Consider the following 15,515-nt stretch of genomic DNA (forward strand, 5'->3'; position numbering starts at 1 on the left):
CCCCGAGGACGGACCGAGCCGCCCAGGGGCTCGTCGAGGAAGCCCGGTGTGCGTCATGGCCGCGTCCGGATCCGTTTGCCGCCGCCGCGATCGGAAACCCGACCCATATCGAAGCCCGCTAGGACGCGCCCGCATGATTCTCGGGCGGCGCCCGCTCGCGAACCATGCGTGTGAGCCCGACGGCGGGCGATTTCAGCACCGTCGTTCACGGAAGGGGCAGCCATGGCCTGGTGGCAGAAGGCCGAATGCACGCACGAGGACCCGGAGCTGTTCTTCCCGGTGGGGGTGGCGGGCCCGGCCGCCCAGCAGCAGGAGGCGCGGGCCAAGGAGGTCTGCCACCGCTGTCCGGTGATCCAGGAATGCCTGGAGTACGCGCTGGAGACCGGGATGACCCACGGGGTCTGGGGCGGCGTCGGCGAGGAGGAGCGCCGCTCCCTGCGCCGCAAGGCGCAGCGCAGGGAGCGGGTCGGCGCACGGCGGGCCCGCTGAGGGCCTGCCCGGCGCATCTTCGCGCCGGTGACATCAGCGGCTGCGGCCGCGGGGCCCGCGAAGATCCGCCGGACGGCTCCTAGCGGCCGTCCGCGCCGGTCCGCTGCGCAGGCGGTCCCCAGGAGGCCCGGCCCAGCGGGGTGAACCGCACCGGGGTGCCGGGGACGGCCTGCGCGGCGGCGGCCAGATACGGCTCCGGCACGACGCCCACGACCGGGTAGCCGCCGGTCGTCGGATGGTCGGCGAGGAAGAGCACCGGCCGTCCGTCCGGCGGGACTTGGAGCGCGCCGAGCGCCATTCCCTCACTGGCCAGCTCACCGTCCTTCGCCCGCTCCAGCGAGGGGCCCTCGGTGCGCAGGCCGATCCGGTTGCTCGCGGCCGAGACACGGAAGTCCCCGGTGGTGAGGGTGCGCAGCCCCGCCGGGGTGAACCAGTCGTCGCGCGGGCCGAGCATCACGGGAAGCACCAGCTCCGGCGCGACGCCCCGATGCGGTACACCGTCCACACCGGGCGCGGGCCCGCCCGGCGGCCCGAGCCGCAGCACCGCGCCGTCCACGAGCGCCGCCGGGCCCAGCCCGGAGAGCACATCCGTGGCCCGGCTGCCGAGCACCGGCTCGGCTTCGACGCCACCGTCGAACGCCACATAGCTGCGCACCCCGTGGGCGGCGGCCCCGGCCTCCAGGAGCGCGCCCGCCGGCACCCGTACGGCCGCTCCCCACGCGGCGGGGCGGCCGTCGACCGTGACCGGGCAGGGCGCGCCGGTGACCGCGACCGTCGCCGGGCGGCGCAGCCGCACCGCGCAGCCGGTCAGTGTGGTCTCCAGGGTCGCGGCCTCCTCGGCGTTGCCCACCAGGCGGTTGGCGAGCCGGTGGGCGGGCTGGTCGAGCGCACCCGAGCGGGGCACCCCGAGATGGGCATGGCCGACGCGGCCCAGGTCCTGGACGGTGGTCAGGGCTCCCGGCCGTACGACGACGAAGGCACTGTCGGTCATGGCGCCGTCCCTTCCGGGGCCGGGCCCGGCGCGGGGCCCGCCGTACCCGGTACCGGGACGAAGCGGACGCGGGTACCGGGGGTGAAGAGCGCCGCCGGTTCCCGCGCGGTGTCCCACAGCACGGCGTCCGTGGTGCCGATGAGCTGCCAGCCGCCGGGGGACGAGCGCGGATAGACGCCCGTGTACCCGCCCGCGAGGGCCACCGAGCCGACCGGCACCCGGGTCCTGGGCGTCGCGTGGCGCGGCACATGGAACCGCTCGGGCAGCCCCGTCAGATAGCCGAAGCCGGGCGCGAAGCCGCAGAAGGCCACCCGGAACTCGGTGCCCGAGTGGATCCTTACGGCCTCCTCGGGGGTCACCCCCCACCGCTTCGCGACCTCGGACAGATCGGGCCCGTCGTAGCGCACGGACACCTCGACGATCTCGCTGTCGCCGCGGTCCAGCGGCGGTATCCGCCAGCCGGGCAGCTCGGCGGCGAGCCGCCCGGGTTCGGCGAGCCCGTCGAGGAACACGGTGCGGGCGGCGGGCACGATCTCGCGTACGACGGGGAGTTCCCGCGTGGCGGCGCGGCGCAGCAGCTCGGCGTGGAGCGCCTCGGCCGCCTCGCCGCTGTCGACCTCGATGAGCAGCCCGTGCTCGCCGACGGGCAGGGACCGCAGGGTCATGTGAACGCCGCCACGCGCACTCCGGCGGCCGTCAACTCGCCCCGCACCCGGCGGGCGAGGTCGGCGGCGCCGGGGGTGTCGCCGTGGACGCACAGCGAGCGCACGTCCACCTCGATCCGCTGTCCGTCGATCGAGGTCACCGCGTGGTCCCGGGCGAAGCCGAGGGCGCGCTTGACCACCGTGTCCGGGTCGGAGACCACGGCGCCGGGCTCGCCGCGCGGTACGAGGGTCCCGGCGGCGGTGTAGGCGCGGTCGGCGAACGCCTCGGCGATCACCGGCAGCCCGGCCGCGCGGGCCGCCTCGTGCAGCCGGGACCCGGGCAGCCCCAGCACCGGCAGCGGACCCCCGGCGGCCAGCCGGACGCCCTCGACCACGGCGGCGGCCTGCGCCTCGTCATGCACGCTGCGGTTGTAGAGCGCACCATGCGGCTTGACGTAGTGCACCCGCGCCCCGGCGGTGCGGGCGAAGATCTCCAGCGCGCCGATCTGATAGGCGATCTCGTCGGTCAGCTCCCGCGGCGGGACATCCATGCTGCGCCGGCCGAAACCGGCCAGGTCGCGGTAGGAGACCTGGGCCCCGATGTGCACCCCGTGCTCGGCGGCCAGCTCGCACACCCGGCGCATGGTCGAGGGGTCCCCGGCGTGGAAGCCGCAGGCGACATTGGCGCTGGTGACGATGGACAGCAGGGCCTCGTCGTCGGTGAGCTCCCAGCGGCCGAACCCCTCGCCGAGGTCGGCGTTGAGATCGATGGACAGGTTCGCCAAGGATGCGGTCATATCCGTCCGTTCGGGGCGTGGGGGATACGTCAGGGGCTGCGGATGGCACCACAAGGTAAGCGATCGTTGAACGATCCGACAAGATGTCTGTTGTCCGGCGACGGTTTCTGGGCTTGACTTCTCGCTATACGGGACGAACGAGACACCGAACAGGGGCTGATGTGGCGAACGGGACAAAAGGCGTAAATCGCCGACCCGGTGAGTCGTCGGAGGAATCGTCGGACGAGTCGCCGGGAGTGTCGGAGGCGCCGGAGGCGGCGGAGGCGGCCGGGTACCCCCAGGTATCCGGTCTCGCCGCCGGGCTCGAGGCCGACCGGGCCCTGCTGGGGCGCACCAGCACGGCGGAGCGCGTCGCCGACATCCTGCGCGACCGCATCGCCGAGGGGTTCTTCCCGCCCGGCACCCGGCTGTCCGAGGACAGCGTGGGCGGCGCGCTCGGCGTCTCGCGCAACACCCTCCGCGAGGCGTTCCGCCTGCTGACCCATGAGCGGCTGCTGGTGCACGAGCTGAACCGTGGGGTGTTCGTCCGCGTCGTCACGGTCGACGACCTCAATGACATCTACCGCGTGCGCCGGCTCGTCGAATGTGCGACGGTGCGCGGCCTGGGGGAGCCGCCCTACGCGGTCCAGGCGGTCGAGGCGGCGGTCCTGGCGGGCGAGCGCGCCGCGCGGGACCGGGCCTGGCAGGACCTGTCCACCGCCAATATCCGCTTCCATCAGGCGATCGTCTCCCTCGCTGGAAGTCCCCGCGCGGACGAACTCATGCGCGGGGTGCTGGCCGAGCTCCGGCTGGTCTTCCATGTGATGGCCGACCCCCGCCGCTTCCACGCCCCCTATCTGGTGCGCAACCGCCAGATCCTGGAGGTGCTGCAGAGCGGCGACGCGGTGGAGGCGGAGCGGCTGCTCGCCTCCTATCTGGACGATTCCCAGGGGCAGTTGGCCGATGCCTACGGGCGGAAGATGTCCCGGCGATAGAGGTTTCCCAGCGGTAAACGATCCGACGGAGCCGGAACAAGTTCGTTTCAGGCTCTTGTCGGATCGTTGAACGAACGCCTAGCCTCCGGTGCACTCTCCTCACGCCCCCGTGAGGTCCTTCTGCGCGGAAGGCGGGACGCATGATCGTTCTCCTTGGCGTCCTCGTGGTGATCCTCGGCTTCGCCACACGACGCAACCCGTTGCTGGTGGTGGGGGTCGCCGGCATCGCCACCGGACTGCTGGCCAAGCTCTCGCCCCAGGAGATCCTGGCGGCCTTCGGCGACGGCTTCGCCTCCAGCCGGTCGGTGACGATCTTCGTCATCACCCTGCCCGTGATCGGCCTCCTGGAGCGCAACGGCCTCCAGGAGCAGGCCCGGACCCTCATCGGGCGGCTCGGCAAGCTCACCACCGGCCGGTTCCTCGCCCTCTACCTGGCGCTGCGCCAGCTCACCGCCGCGCTCGGCCTCACCAGCATCGGCGGCCCCGCCCAGAGCGTGCGGCCCATGGTCGCGCCGATGGCCGAGGGCGCCGCGGAACGCCGCCACGGCCCGCTGCCCGAGCGGATCCGCGAGCGCGTCCGCTCGTACTCCGCCAGCGCCGACACGGTCGGGCTGTTCTTCGGCGAGGACTGCTTCCTGGCCATCGGCTCGATCCTGCTGATCACCGGATTCGTCAACACCACCTACCACACCCATCTGGAGCCGCTGCAGCTTGCGCTGTGGGCCATCCCCACCGCCGTCTGCGCGTTCCTCATCCACGGCTTCCGGCTGCTGCGCCTGGACCGCTCCCTGGACCACGACCTCGCCGCCCCGGGCGGCCGATCCGCTGCCGAGGGCAGCCGCACCGCGGAGGAAGCCAAGTGATCAAGGCGGAGTGGTTCTACTGGCTCGTCGGCGCCGTCTTCCTCGCCATGGCCGCCCAGATGGCCGTCGACCGCAGCAACCCCAAGCGCCTTGGCTCGGCCGCCTTCTGGGGGCTGCTCGGCGGCTGCTTCTTCTACAGCAGCTGGGTGGTGGAGAAGAAGGCCCCGGCCGAACCGCTGGGCGTCGCCGTCCTCGCCATGGTCTGCCTCGGCGGCTTCCAGCTCACCGGGCGTGGTGTGCCGAACACCACCACGACCGAGCAGCGCACCGCCACGGCCGCTCGGCTCGGCAGCAAACTGTTCGTCCCGGCGCTCACCATCCCGCTGGTCGCCGTCGTCTGCGCCTCGGCCGTCAAGCACTGGCACATCGGGGGCGAACCGGTCCTGGAGGAGGGCAGCGAGACCATCCTCGGCCTCGGCTTCGGCGCGATCGTCGGGCTGCTGGTCGCCATGGTCGTGGTGCGCGAGCGGCGGCCCTCGGTGCCCCTGCACGCCGGCCGGAGCCTGCTGGAGTCCATGGGCTGGGCGCTGCTGCTGCCCCAGCTGCTCGCCGTGCTCGGCTCCATCTTCCAGGTGGCCGGGGTCGGTACCCAGGTCGGCAAGATCACCGAGCAGCTGCTGCCGGACGGCCAGAAGTACATCGCCGTGGCCGTCTACTGCGTCGGAATGGCCCTGTTCACCATCATCATGGGCAACGCCTTCGCCGCCTTCCCGGTGATGACCGCCGCCATCGGCTGGCCCGTGCTCATCCAGCAGATGCACGGGGATCCGCCCGTCGTCCTCGCCGTCGGCATGCTGGCCGGTTTCTGCGGCACGCTCGTGACCCCCATGGCCGCCAACTTCAACCTGGTGCCCGCCGCGCTGCTGGAACTCAAGGACCAGTACGGGCCCATCAAGGCGCAGATCCCCACCGCCGGTGCGCTGCTGGTCTGCAACATCGCCATCATCTCGCTCTTCGCCTTCTGAAGGGGGCCGCTGTGACCCGAGTACTTCTCACCGGCTTCGAGCCCTTCGCGGGCTCGGACGTCAACCCGTCGTGGCAGGCCGTCTCCCTCGTCGCCGCCGCTCCGCCGCCCGGCACCGAGGTCACGGCCGTACAACTCGCATGCGTCTTCGGCACCGCGCTGGAGGAGCTGGCCGCGGCCGTGGAGGAGGCCGACCCCGACCTCGTGCTGTGCGTGGGCCAGGCCGGCGGCCGTCCCGGTGTCACCGTCGAGCGGGTCGCGATCAACGTGGACGACGCCCGGATACCCGACAACGCCGGACGCCGGCCCATCGACGAACCGGTTGTCGAGGGCGGCCCCGCCGCCTACTTCGCGTCCCTGCCCGTCAAGGCGTGTGTCGCGGCCGTCCGCGAGGCCGGGATTCCGGCCGCCGTCTCGCAGACGGCCGGAACCTTCGTGTGCAACCACGTCTTCTACGGCCTGGCCCATCTCATCGCCACCGAGCGGCCCGCCCTGCGCGGCGGCTTCGTCCACCTCCCGTACGTGCCCGAACAGGTCGTGGACCGCGCCGAACCCGCGCTGCCGGCCGCCATGTCCGCCGACGCGCTGCGGGCGATCATCGGGGCGGCCGTGCGCACCCGGACCGACCTGCGCATCGCCGAGGGAGCAACGCATTGAACGAGCCGCACGAGCCGCACGAGCCGCACGAGCCGCACGAGACAGCGAGCGGACTCGGCCGGTACGTGGCCCGGTTCGCCGCCCTGGCCACCGCCAACGTCACCCGGGCCTACCCCAACGCCCCGGCGCATCTGCTGCGCGGGCCCGAGGACTTGGTGGAGCCGCGCCACCACCACCCCGCCTTCTACGGCTCCTACGACTGGCACTCCGCGGTCCATATGCACTGGCTGCTGGTCCGGCTGCTGCGCCGCTGCCCCGACCGCATCCGCGCCGACGAGGTCACCGCCGTACTGGACGGGCATCTTACGGCCGATGCCCTGGCCGCCGAGGCGGACTATCTCCGTGCCCATCCCTCCTACGAGCGCCCTTACGGATGGGCCTGGCTGCTCGCGCTGACCGCCGAGTGCCGGAGCCTCGGACCCGCGGGCGAGCGCTGGGCGAAGGCCCTGGAACCGGCCGCCGACGCCGTCTGCGCACTGCTGGGCGGATGGCTGGCACGCGCCACCTACCCGGTGCGGCACGGCGTCCACACCAACAGCGCCTTCGCCCTCGGCCTGGTCCTGGACAGCGCGGCCGCCGCCGGCGTCAAGACGGTCGTCGGACCGGTCACCGAGGCCGTCCTCGGCTGGTTCGCCGACGACCGTGACGCCCCCGTCCACTGGGAGCCCTCCGGACAGGACTTCCTCTCGCCCGCGCTCACCGAGGCCGAGGCGATGAGCCGGGTGCTGCCGGAAGAGGAGTTCGCGCGCTGGCTGGAACGCTTCCTGCCCGGCGTCGAATGGGGTGCGCCCGTTACCGTGCTCACCCCGCCCGTCGTCTCCGACCCCGCCGATCCGCAGATCGGTCATCTCCTCGGCCTCATCCTCAGCCGGGCCGCCGCGCTCCGCCGCCTGGCCGCCGCCCTGCCGCACGGCGATCCGCGGGCGGACGTGCTGCGGACGGCGGCCCGCGACCATCTGGCCGCCGGCCTCCCGGCCGCCGACTCCGGGGACTTCACCGGCGACCACTGGCTGGCCACCTTCGCGGCGCTCGCCCTGGACGGACCACCGGCCGGTGAGCCGTAGACTGACGGATCGGTGAGGTGCGGGGGACGTGCCGGTGTACGCGCGTGCACGTCCAGGGGATCTGGTGCGTCATACCGGGATCTCCGTGCCGTTTCGTACGTTGTCGGTGCGACCGCCTACTCTGTGCGACGTGACATCTCCACCCCCGGGGGCCGCCGCGCCCCAGCTCAACACCGCTGAAGGGGCTGCCCGGCCGGCCCCGGGCCCGGCCGCCGACGAGGGCCTGGCCCGGCGGCTGCGCGCGCTCGCCTGCACCGCGCCGCTGCACGACCTCGACGCGCGCAAGGCCAACCTGGCGGGGGAGTACGGGGTGTACGCGATGGCGGAGGTCGCCCTCGCCGCCATCGATCTGGTCACGCTCCACATGGACTTCGACACCGGCGCCGACCACGAGCAGATAGTGGCCAGGCTGCTGCCCCGCGTCGCCGCCCAGGCTCCCGGGCGCCCCGCCGCCGAGCACGACCGGGTCGCCCGCTGGGTGCTGGAGAACCTGATCAACGTCGGCAGTGTGGACCGCGGCTTCCGCGCCGTTTACGGCACCTTCGGGCCCGATGGGGTGTATGTCCGCAGGGACTATGACTTCAAGCTGATCGAAGAGGTGCCCGGCCCCGGCGGCAGCGTCTATCTGCGCACCACCGACGAGGCGGTCAACGTCCTGGTCGGCGCCCTGGACACGGATGTCACCAGCGCCCAGATCGCCGCCGAGGTCAAGCTGGAGGTCCTCATCAGCCGGGGCCGGCTCGCCGATGCCCAACTCGCCGCCGAGCAGGCCCGCTACCGCACCGTGCAGTACTCGGAGACGCTGCGCCGCACCCTCGACGCCACCCGGCGCAACGTCCGCGCCGTCGACTGGCTGAGCACCGTCCCCGAGCTGATCAGTGAGGCGCTCGACCACGTCGCCGACCGCTACCGCCATGAGAACGCGATCCTCACCAACATCCGTAAGGCGCGCGACGAGGCAGAGGGCGCCGAGCACAAGCGGCGCGCCGCCGAGCTCGTCGACATCGTCAAGGACTGCATCCGGCGCCACACCCAGCTGCAGTCCCGGCTGCTGGAGGCCGGTCCGCTGTTCCGCGCCGAGCAGGACCGCCAAGCCTTCGCACCCCCCGCCCCGCGCTCCGGATACGATCTGTACGGACAGCTGCTGGCGCCCGTCCTCCCGCTGCCCCTCGACCGCGCGGGCCGGGTCACCGACGCGTTCTTCGCCCGCGGCACCGGCCTGCGCACCCCGACCTCGGTGCGCATGGGCGACCTGGTCGAGATGCTGCTCACCCCGCCCGTGGAGCGTGAGCACCTCGGCGCCGAGATGCCCGAGCCGGACCTCATCGCCACCCCCGACGACAGCCGCTTCAGCGAGGAGCAGCTGGCGGTGGCCATGGAGCTGCTCGAGCTGCCCGCCGACGCCCCCCGCCGGCTGTCCGGGCTGCTCGCCGACGCCCGCCGCCGCGACCCCGAACTGCCCTATCTGATCGCCCTCCTCGCCTTCCACGCCGCCAGCCCCCCGGTCGGCACCGCCTACCGCCAGGGCGAGCAGCGGCTGCTGTTCGCCGTGGACGACGGCACCGAGCTGGACGACCCCGAGTTCGGCGGCGCCGACCTGATAGTAGGTACCGCCCTGCTGGACGCGGCCGGTATGGCGGCCGACCGGGCGGAGGTTGCCTGATGGCCATGACCAGTGAAGACGCCCCGCGCGAGGAGGTTCAGCCGTGACCGAGTACGACATGGACGACATGACACCGCCGGAGGCGGCACCCGCCCCGGCGGCGCCCGGGATCACGCCCGCCGACGCGGCCGACGCCGCACGGCTGGTGGCCTTCGGACTCCAGCCCAAGCTGCTGCCCGCGCGGGACGTCGAATACGCCGAGCTGCTGCGCCGCCACCGCGACGAACCGGCGTTCGCGCGCCTGGCCGACGCCATCGCCGCCGGGCTCGGGCTCATCGTGCTGGAGGTCTCGACCCGCGCCGGAATGGCCGTGACCGCCGCCGAGGACTCCGTCTTCGCCGTCCGCATGGGTGACTACGCCCGCCGGGCCGCCACCGATTCCGCCGACCGCTTTCTGCACGGCCTCGCCCATCTCGCCGTCGCCGCCCTGGCGTTCCCCCGCCCCGAGGACCTCGCCGACGACGGCTATATCGGCCGGGTCACCGTCAACGGCGTCGACGCCTTCGTCCGCCAGGCGTGCCGTCGGCTGGAGGAGCGCGCCGAGGAGCAGGGGGAGAACACCGACCCCGCCACCGGCGCGCCCGGGCTGGAGTCCGCCTGGCGGGTGTACGCCCGGCGCAGTGCGACCGGCGCCACCAAGGACGCGCGCAGGCTCGCCGGTTCCACCACCGGCATCGTCGGCAAGGCCCTCGCCTTCCTGGTCGACTCCGGCTTTCTGCAGCGCACCGGGGACGAGTCCGGCGGCACCTACCGCACCACCGCCCGCTATCAGCTCCAGGTGCGCGACATGGCGGCCACCGCCGCCATGGCCGAGCTGCTGGAGCTCGGTGTCGTCCCCGTCAGCGACGGCAGCGCGACCCTGCTGCCCCCCGACGAGGGCGACGACCTCGATCTGGTGGCCGACGCCGGTCTCCCCTTCCACTCCTGAACCCCGCCCCGTCCCCGCCCGCCCGGTATCACCGCCCCTTCCGACAACGAGAGTCCGCCGCCATGTACGAGCTGTCCCGGATCCGCCTCTACTCCATCGGGCCGGCCGGTGCGCGTTACGCCGACACCGTGCTGGACCTGCGCGGAGTCGGCGAGCCGGTGCCCAGCCCCGCGCCCACCCAGGCGGAGTTCTTCGAGGAGGAGCCGGTCGGCCCGCCGCGCCGCCCCGCCCCCGCCGGTGTGCTCTTCCTGGAGAACGGCGGCGGCAAGTCCGTCCTGCTCAAGCTGATCTTCTCGGTGATGCTGCCCGGCCATCGCAACACCCTGGGCGGCGCCAGCTCCGGTGTGCTGCGCAAGTTCCTGCTCGCCGACGACTGCGGGCATGTCGCGCTGGAGTGGCAGCACACTGTCACCGGTGAGACCGTCGTCGTCGGCAAGGTCAGCGAATGGCGCGGCCGTCAGGTCTCCAACGACCCGCGGAAGTTCGCCGAGGCGTGGTACTCCTTCCGGCCCGGCCCCGGAATGAGCCTGGACTCGCTGCCGGTCGCCGAGTCCGCGGCGGTGCGGCCCGCCGTCGAGGGCGCCTCCACCGCACGCGGCCGCCGCCGCACCATGAAGGGCTTCCGTGACGCCCTTACGGAGGCCGGCAAGGCGTATCCGCATCTCGACGTGGTCTGGGTGGAGATCCACGAGCGCTGGAACGAACACCTCGGCGAACTCGGCCTCGACCCCGAACTCTTCCGATACCAGAGGGAGATGAACGCCGACGAGGGCGAGGCCGCCGGGCTCTTCGCGGTCAAGAACGACTCCGACTTCACCGACCTCCTGCTGCGCGCCGTCACCGACACCCGTGACACCGACGGGCTCGCCGACCTCGTCCACGGCTTCGCCCACAAGCTGGGCCGCCGCGCCGAGCTGACCGCCGAGCGCGACTTCACCGCCGGTTCGCTCGATCTGCTCCAGCGCATCGCGGAGGCCGCCGAGCGGCGTGAGCAGGCCCGCGGTGTGCACGCGGGCGCCGAGCGCCGCACCCGTACGCTCGCCCGGCGGCTGTCCGCGCGCGGCGCCGAGGAGCGGGCGCGCGCCGCCGAACTCGCCGAGCGGGTCGGCTCCGCCGCCCAGGCCGTCACCGACGCCGAGGGGGCCCGCAGCCGCAGCGACCTCGTCGCCGCCGAACTCGCCTACCGCCACGCCTCCTTGGCGCTCGCCGCCGCCGAGAAGGGCGCCGCGGCGCAGCGCCGCGAGCTCAACGACGCCCGCACCCTGCACTCCGCCTGGCAGGCCGCCGAGACGGTGCTGCGCCACCGCGCCGCCGCCGACCGCTCCGCGCGCGTGGCCGCCGCCATCCGCGAGGCCGAGCGGGACGCCGCCCCCGCGCTCGCCGCCCGCGCCAAGGCCGCCGGCGACCTCGTCCGCGCCCTGCACGCGGCGGCGGCGGAGGGAGAGCGGGTCGCGGGCGAGGAGGAAGAGCGCTCCGCCGCCCTCCAGGAGGCAGGCGAGGCCGCCCACCGCGACGCCACCTCCGCCGCCACAGCGGCCCAGCGCGCCCGCAGCGACGCCGAGCATCTGCGCCAGCGGCTCACCGAGGTCGAGCAGGAGACCGCCGAGGCCGTCCGCGCCGGCTGGCTCGACGACTCCGCCCCCGACGCCGACCCGGCCCGCGCCGCCCTCGCCGCGAGCGACGCCGAGAAGACCACGGTCGCCGCCTTCGACGAGGCCCGCGAGACCGCTCGGCGCACCGCCGACCACGCGAAGTCGGCCGCCGCCGAGGAGGCCCGCGCCGACCTGGCCGCCGCGCGAGCGGTGGACGCGGCGCGGGCCGCGGAGTCCGCGTACGACGCGGAGCGGCGCGCCGCGGAGGCGCTGGGCGCGGAGCAGCGCCTGGTCGAACTGCTGGGCCTGCCGCAGCCCTCCGCCGCCGTCCCCGCCCCGCGCGCCGCCGCCCGCCCATCGGCGGCGGACGCGCGCGCGGCGGGCGGGGTGACGGTGCGCATTCCTGAGGCGGGCGCCGCGCGTCGGCAGGGCACCCGCGCCCTGCCGACCGACTCCGCCCGGGCCGGGTGGATCACGGTCCGCGTGGACGAGGAGGACGAGGAGGACATCGGTCTCTCCCAACTCCCGGCCGCCTTCCGCGCCTCCACCCGCACCGTCCCCCTGGACGCCGAGTCCATGCCCCCCGACCACACCTACGCCTTTGAGGAGCCACCCACCGATACCGACACCCGCGAACACGATGCCGCCTCCGTTGGCGACCGGTGGGCGGATGCTGAACCGGTGGGTGAGGAGGAGGCGTGCTCCGCTCGGCAGCGGGCGGCCGGTGCCGAGGACGCGGAGGCGGGGCCGGGGGAGGGCCCTTGGCGACGTCCGCTCGCGGCGGAGTCGCGGCCTGTGGGGCGGGTGACGGTGCGGATCGACGAGGTCGAGGACGCCCCGTGTCCGGATGGCGGGCGCCACGGTGCCCGGGCCGTGGCGGCAGACTCCAGGCCGCCCGGGGAGGTGTCGGCTCGGGTCGGGGACGGCGACGACGGTCGGGCCGAGTCGGAGGCCGCCATCGACCCCGCCGACGACATCCACGCCGACACCGGCACGGACGACGCCGACGACCCCGACGCCACCACCACCGCCCCCACCGACGACTCCGAATGCTGGGCTCCCGAGCCCGGTGGTGCACCCGGCCGGGACCGCCGCGACCGCTCCCGCCCCGCCCAGCGGCCCCTCGGTGACGGGCCGCTGACCGCCGAGGAGCTGGACCGCAACGCCGAGGCGCTGCGTGAGCTCCTCGAGGAGAGCGTGGCCTCCGCCGAGCGCCAGCTCTTCGAGCTGCGGACCGCCGCCGCCGAGGACGCGCGGATCCTGGGCGCGCTTGGTGACGGGGGGCTGCTGCCGCCCAGCCCCGATGTGCTGGCGGCCGTCGAATACCTCGGCGAGCATGGCATCCCCGCCCTCCCCGGCTGGCGTTACCTCGCCCAGGCCGTGGACCCCGTCGACCACGCCGCCGTGCTCGCGGCCCGCCCCGAGCTGGTGGACGGCGTCGTCATCACCGACCCCGACACCCACGCCCGCGCCCGTGCGGCCCTCGGCCAGGCGTCGCTGCTGCCGCGGTCCGCCGTGGCCGTCGGGACGTCCGCCGCGCTGCTCGCACCGACGCCCGCCCCCGGCACCGAGGACAGCGGGGTTTTCCTCGTGCCGCCGAACCCGGCGATGCACGACGAGCGCGCCGCCGACGACGAGCGGCGCGAGCTGCGGGCCCGCGCCACCGAGCGGGACGAGGAGATCAGGGCGCTCGCCGCCCGGCTGGCCGGGGACCGGGCGCTGTCCGCGCGGCTCGCCTCCTGGCGCACCGGCTGCCCGCCCGGACGGCTCGCGGAACTCGCGGCGGCGGCGGAGACCGGCCGGGAGACCGCCGACACCGCACAGCGCGAGCTGGTGGAGGCGCGTACGGTACGGGCGGAGGCCGACGAGGCCGCCACCGAGGCCGCCCGCGTCCGCGACGAGCGCCAGGAGGCGGCGCAGCGGGCGCGCCGGGTGGCGGACGCGCTGGCCGGTCTGGCGTACCGGCTGCGGGAGCGCGCCACCTGGCAGACCCGGCTGCGCGAACTGGCCGAGGAGGCCGCCGAGTACGAGGAGCGCGCCGCGGGCTGCGTGGACCGGGCCCGCTCCGCCGACGAGGACCGACGCGCCGCGCAGCGCGCGGCCGATGACGCGCACCGTACCGCCCGAGCCCTGCGCGCCGAGCGCGCGGAGATCGCGGGTGCCCCCGACGACCTCGGTGAGGACGCCGAGCCGCCCACCACCTCGCTGCCCGCGCTCCGCGAGGCGTACCGCGCCGCCTCCCAGGTCTACGAGAAGGTCGGAGTCGGCGCCGATCTGCGCGCCGAACAGGCCCGCGCCGAAAGCGACGAGAGCGCCGCCCTCGCCTCCCTCGACCGGCTCACCAACAAGGTCCGCACCCGCGCCGCCCAGCTCCTGGAGGGCACCGACGGCGCTGACGGGCCCTCCCGGCAGGCCGCCGCCGCCCGCGCCGAATCGCTCGTCCAGATGCTGGAGAGCCGAGCGTCGACGGCGAGTGAGCAGCTCGGACGGCTGCGCGGCGAGGCCGAGCGGCTCGCCCCCGCCGACGGCGACGCCCACACCGAGCTGCCGGAGGAGACGGTCCCGGCCGACGCCGAGCAGGCGAAGGAGCTGCTGCGCACCGCCAACGGCGAACTGGCCGCCCGTACGGATGCCCTGGACACCGCCCGCACCGCCCACGCCGACCTGGTGCGCGCCCACCGCTCCGCCGAGGACGCGGCGGGCGGCTTCGACGAAGCCGCCGCCCTGCTGCGGGATCTGCTGCGCGAGGGCCCCGGTGCGGAGGACGACGGCGAGCGGCCCGAGCCGTACGCCGGCGATCTGGCCGAGGCCCGTCAGGCCGCCGCCGAGACCCGCCGCTCACTGCGCGGCTGCGCCGCCGATCTGTCGGGGGCCGAGTCGGCGGTGCGGGAGGCCGGCGATGTGCTGGTGCGGCACGCCAACTCCACCCGCTACGAGCAGGTGCGCACCCCCGCCCGCCAGCAGATCCGCGAACTCCCCGCGGCCGCGCTGCCCGAGCACGCCGCCGCCTGGGCCGACGCGTTCGCGCCCCGGCTGCGCGTGCTCACCGACGAGCTGGAGCAGCTGGAGCGCAACCGCGACTCCATCGTGGACCGGCTGCGCGGCCTGGTCGAGTCCTGCCTGGCCACCCTGCGCTCGGCACAGCGGCTCTCCCGGCTCCCGGAGGGGCTCGGTGAGTGGTCGGGGCAGGAGTTCCTGCGGATCCGGTTCGAGGACCCCGACCAGGCCACGCTCGCCGAGCGGCTCGGCGAGGTCATCGACGAGGCGACCCGCTCCGCCGTCCGGAAGAACTCCGATCTGCGGCGGGACGGCATGTCGCTGCTGCTGCGCGGCGTGCATGCCGCGCTCCAGCCGCGCGGGGTGGCCGTCGAGATCCTCAAACCGGACGCGGTGCTGCGGGCCGAGCGGGTGCCGGTGGGACAGATGGGCGATGTGTTCTCCGGCGGCCAACTGCTGACCGCCGCCATCGCGCTGTACTGCACGATGGCGGCCCTGCGCAGCAACGACCGGGGCCGCGACAAGCACCGCCACGCGGGCACCCTCTTCCTCGACAACCCCATCGGCCGGGCCAACGCCACCTATCTGCTGGAGCTTCAGCGGGCGGTCGCGGACGCGCTCGGGGTCCAGCTCCTCTATACGACGGGGCTGTTCGACACCACGGCGCTGGCCGAGTTCCCGCTGGTGATCCGGTTGCGCAATGACGCGGATCTGCGGGCCGGGCTGAAGTACATCAGCGTCGAGGAGCATCTGCGGCCCGGCCTGCCGGTCCGGGAGCCGGAGGAGGAGCAGCAGGTGCACGGCCAGATCACCGCGACACGGATGTACCGCCGCCCCGAGGCGGGCGCGGATGCGCCCGTCGAGGCGGCGGACCGGCTGTGAGCCCGGCGGG

General features: G+C 74.4%; 12 protein-coding genes. 9 read left to right on the forward strand and 3 right to left on the reverse strand.

All coding sequences use genetic code 11. The features are described from left to right. Positions 1-222: 222 nt before the first annotated feature. Positions 223-489, forward strand: coding sequence for a WhiB family transcriptional regulator (locus ACFYOY_RS34495; protein ID WP_388591400.1), 267 nt, complete (start codon positions 223-225; stop codon positions 487-489). 79 nt (positions 490-568) lie between these two features. Here the strand turns inward: ACFYOY_RS34495 and ACFYOY_RS34500 are convergent, their stop codons facing one another. Genes ACFYOY_RS34500 through ACFYOY_RS34510 form a run of 3 tightly spaced genes read right to left on the reverse strand, consistent with a single transcriptional unit; the run spans position 569 to position 2,921 of the window. Next, a complete protein-coding gene (locus ACFYOY_RS34500; protein WP_351894297.1) occupies positions 569-1,480 on the reverse strand; it encodes a biotin-dependent carboxyltransferase family protein in 912 nt (303 codons plus the stop codon). Next, positions 1,477-2,145 carry an allophanate hydrolase subunit 1 gene (locus ACFYOY_RS34505; protein WP_351894300.1) on the reverse strand — a complete coding sequence of 223 codons (669 nt, stop codon included), beginning with the start codon at positions 2,143-2,145 and terminating at the stop codon, positions 1,477-1,479. The genes ACFYOY_RS34500 and ACFYOY_RS34505 overlap by 4 nt, the downstream gene beginning before the upstream one ends. Continuing rightward, a complete protein-coding gene (locus ACFYOY_RS34510; protein ID WP_351894302.1) occupies positions 2,142-2,921 on the reverse strand; it encodes a 5-oxoprolinase subunit PxpA in 780 nt (259 codons plus the stop codon). Before ACFYOY_RS34510 ends, ACFYOY_RS34505 begins: the two co-directional genes overlap by 4 nt. A 236-nt stretch (positions 2,922-3,157) precedes the next feature. On the opposite strand from ACFYOY_RS34510, the gene ACFYOY_RS34515 reads away from it, so the two are divergent. From ACFYOY_RS34515 to ACFYOY_RS34550, 8 genes are all read left to right on the forward strand, one after another. Beyond that, positions 3,158-3,895: a GntR family transcriptional regulator gene (locus ACFYOY_RS34515; RefSeq protein ID WP_388591403.1), complete on the forward strand. Its 738-nt coding sequence runs from the start codon at positions 3,158-3,160 to the stop codon at positions 3,893-3,895. Positions 3,896-4,035: 140 nt separating this feature from the next. Continuing rightward, positions 4,036-4,758, forward strand: a complete 723-nt coding sequence (locus ACFYOY_RS34520) for a DUF969 domain-containing protein (protein ID WP_351894303.1) — start codon at positions 4,036-4,038, stop codon at positions 4,756-4,758. Next, positions 4,755-5,723, forward strand: a complete 969-nt coding sequence (locus ACFYOY_RS34525) for a DUF979 domain-containing protein (RefSeq protein WP_351894305.1) — start codon at positions 4,755-4,757, stop codon at positions 5,721-5,723. The genes ACFYOY_RS34520 and ACFYOY_RS34525 overlap by 4 nt, the downstream gene beginning before the upstream one ends. Positions 5,724-5,734: 11 nt before the next feature. Next, positions 5,735-6,379 carry a pyroglutamyl-peptidase I gene (gene pcp, locus ACFYOY_RS34530; RefSeq protein WP_351894309.1) on the forward strand — a complete coding sequence of 215 codons (645 nt, stop codon included), beginning with the start codon at positions 5,735-5,737 and terminating at the stop codon, positions 6,377-6,379. After that, a complete protein-coding gene (locus ACFYOY_RS34535) occupies positions 6,376-7,443 on the forward strand; it encodes a DUF2891 domain-containing protein (protein ID WP_388591405.1) in 1,068 nt (355 codons plus the stop codon). The genes pcp and ACFYOY_RS34535 overlap by 4 nt, the downstream gene beginning before the upstream one ends. A gap of 130 nt (positions 7,444-7,573) precedes the next feature. Then, on the forward strand, positions 7,574-9,106 hold the full coding sequence (locus ACFYOY_RS34540) for a hypothetical protein (RefSeq protein ID WP_351894312.1): 1,533 nt from the start codon (positions 7,574-7,576) through the stop codon (positions 9,104-9,106). A 58-nt stretch (positions 9,107-9,164) separates the two neighbouring features. Then, positions 9,165-10,034, forward strand: coding sequence for a hypothetical protein (locus ACFYOY_RS34545; protein ID WP_388591438.1), 870 nt, complete (start codon positions 9,165-9,167; stop codon positions 10,032-10,034). A 62-nt stretch (positions 10,035-10,096) separates the two neighbouring features. Then, positions 10,097-15,505, forward strand: coding sequence for a hypothetical protein (locus ACFYOY_RS34550; RefSeq protein WP_351894319.1), 5,409 nt, complete (start codon positions 10,097-10,099; stop codon positions 15,503-15,505). Positions 15,506-15,515: the final 10 nt, after the last annotated feature.

The organism is Streptomyces sp. NPDC007875 (assembly GCF_042868035.1).
GTDB classification, from domain to species: Bacteria; Actinomycetota; Actinomycetes; order Streptomycetales; family Streptomycetaceae; genus Streptomyces; species Streptomyces antimycoticus.

Bases quoted from the DNA above. Each gene is read 5' to 3' on its own strand.
- ACFYOY_RS34500 (WP_351894297.1), bottom strand. From the start codon at position 1,480: ATGACCGACAGTGCCTTCGTCGTCGTACGGCCGGGAGCCCTGACCACC.
- ACFYOY_RS34505 (WP_351894300.1), bottom strand. From the start codon at position 2,145: ATGACCCTGCGGTCCCTGCCCGTCGGCGAGCACGGGCTGCTCATCGAG.
- ACFYOY_RS34545 (WP_388591438.1), top strand. From the start codon at position 9,165: ATGGACGACATGACACCGCCGGAGGCGGCACCCGCCCCGGCGGCGCCC.
- ACFYOY_RS34510 (WP_351894302.1), bottom strand. From the start codon at position 2,921: ATGACCGCATCCTTGGCGAACCTGTCCATCGATCTCAACGCCGACCTC.
- ACFYOY_RS34495 (WP_388591400.1), top strand. From the start codon at position 223: ATGGCCTGGTGGCAGAAGGCCGAATGCACGCACGAGGACCCGGAGCTG.
- ACFYOY_RS34520 (WP_351894303.1), top strand. From the start codon at position 4,036: ATGATCGTTCTCCTTGGCGTCCTCGTGGTGATCCTCGGCTTCGCCACA.
- ACFYOY_RS34550 (WP_351894319.1), top strand. From the start codon at position 10,097: ATGTACGAGCTGTCCCGGATCCGCCTCTACTCCATCGGGCCGGCCGGT.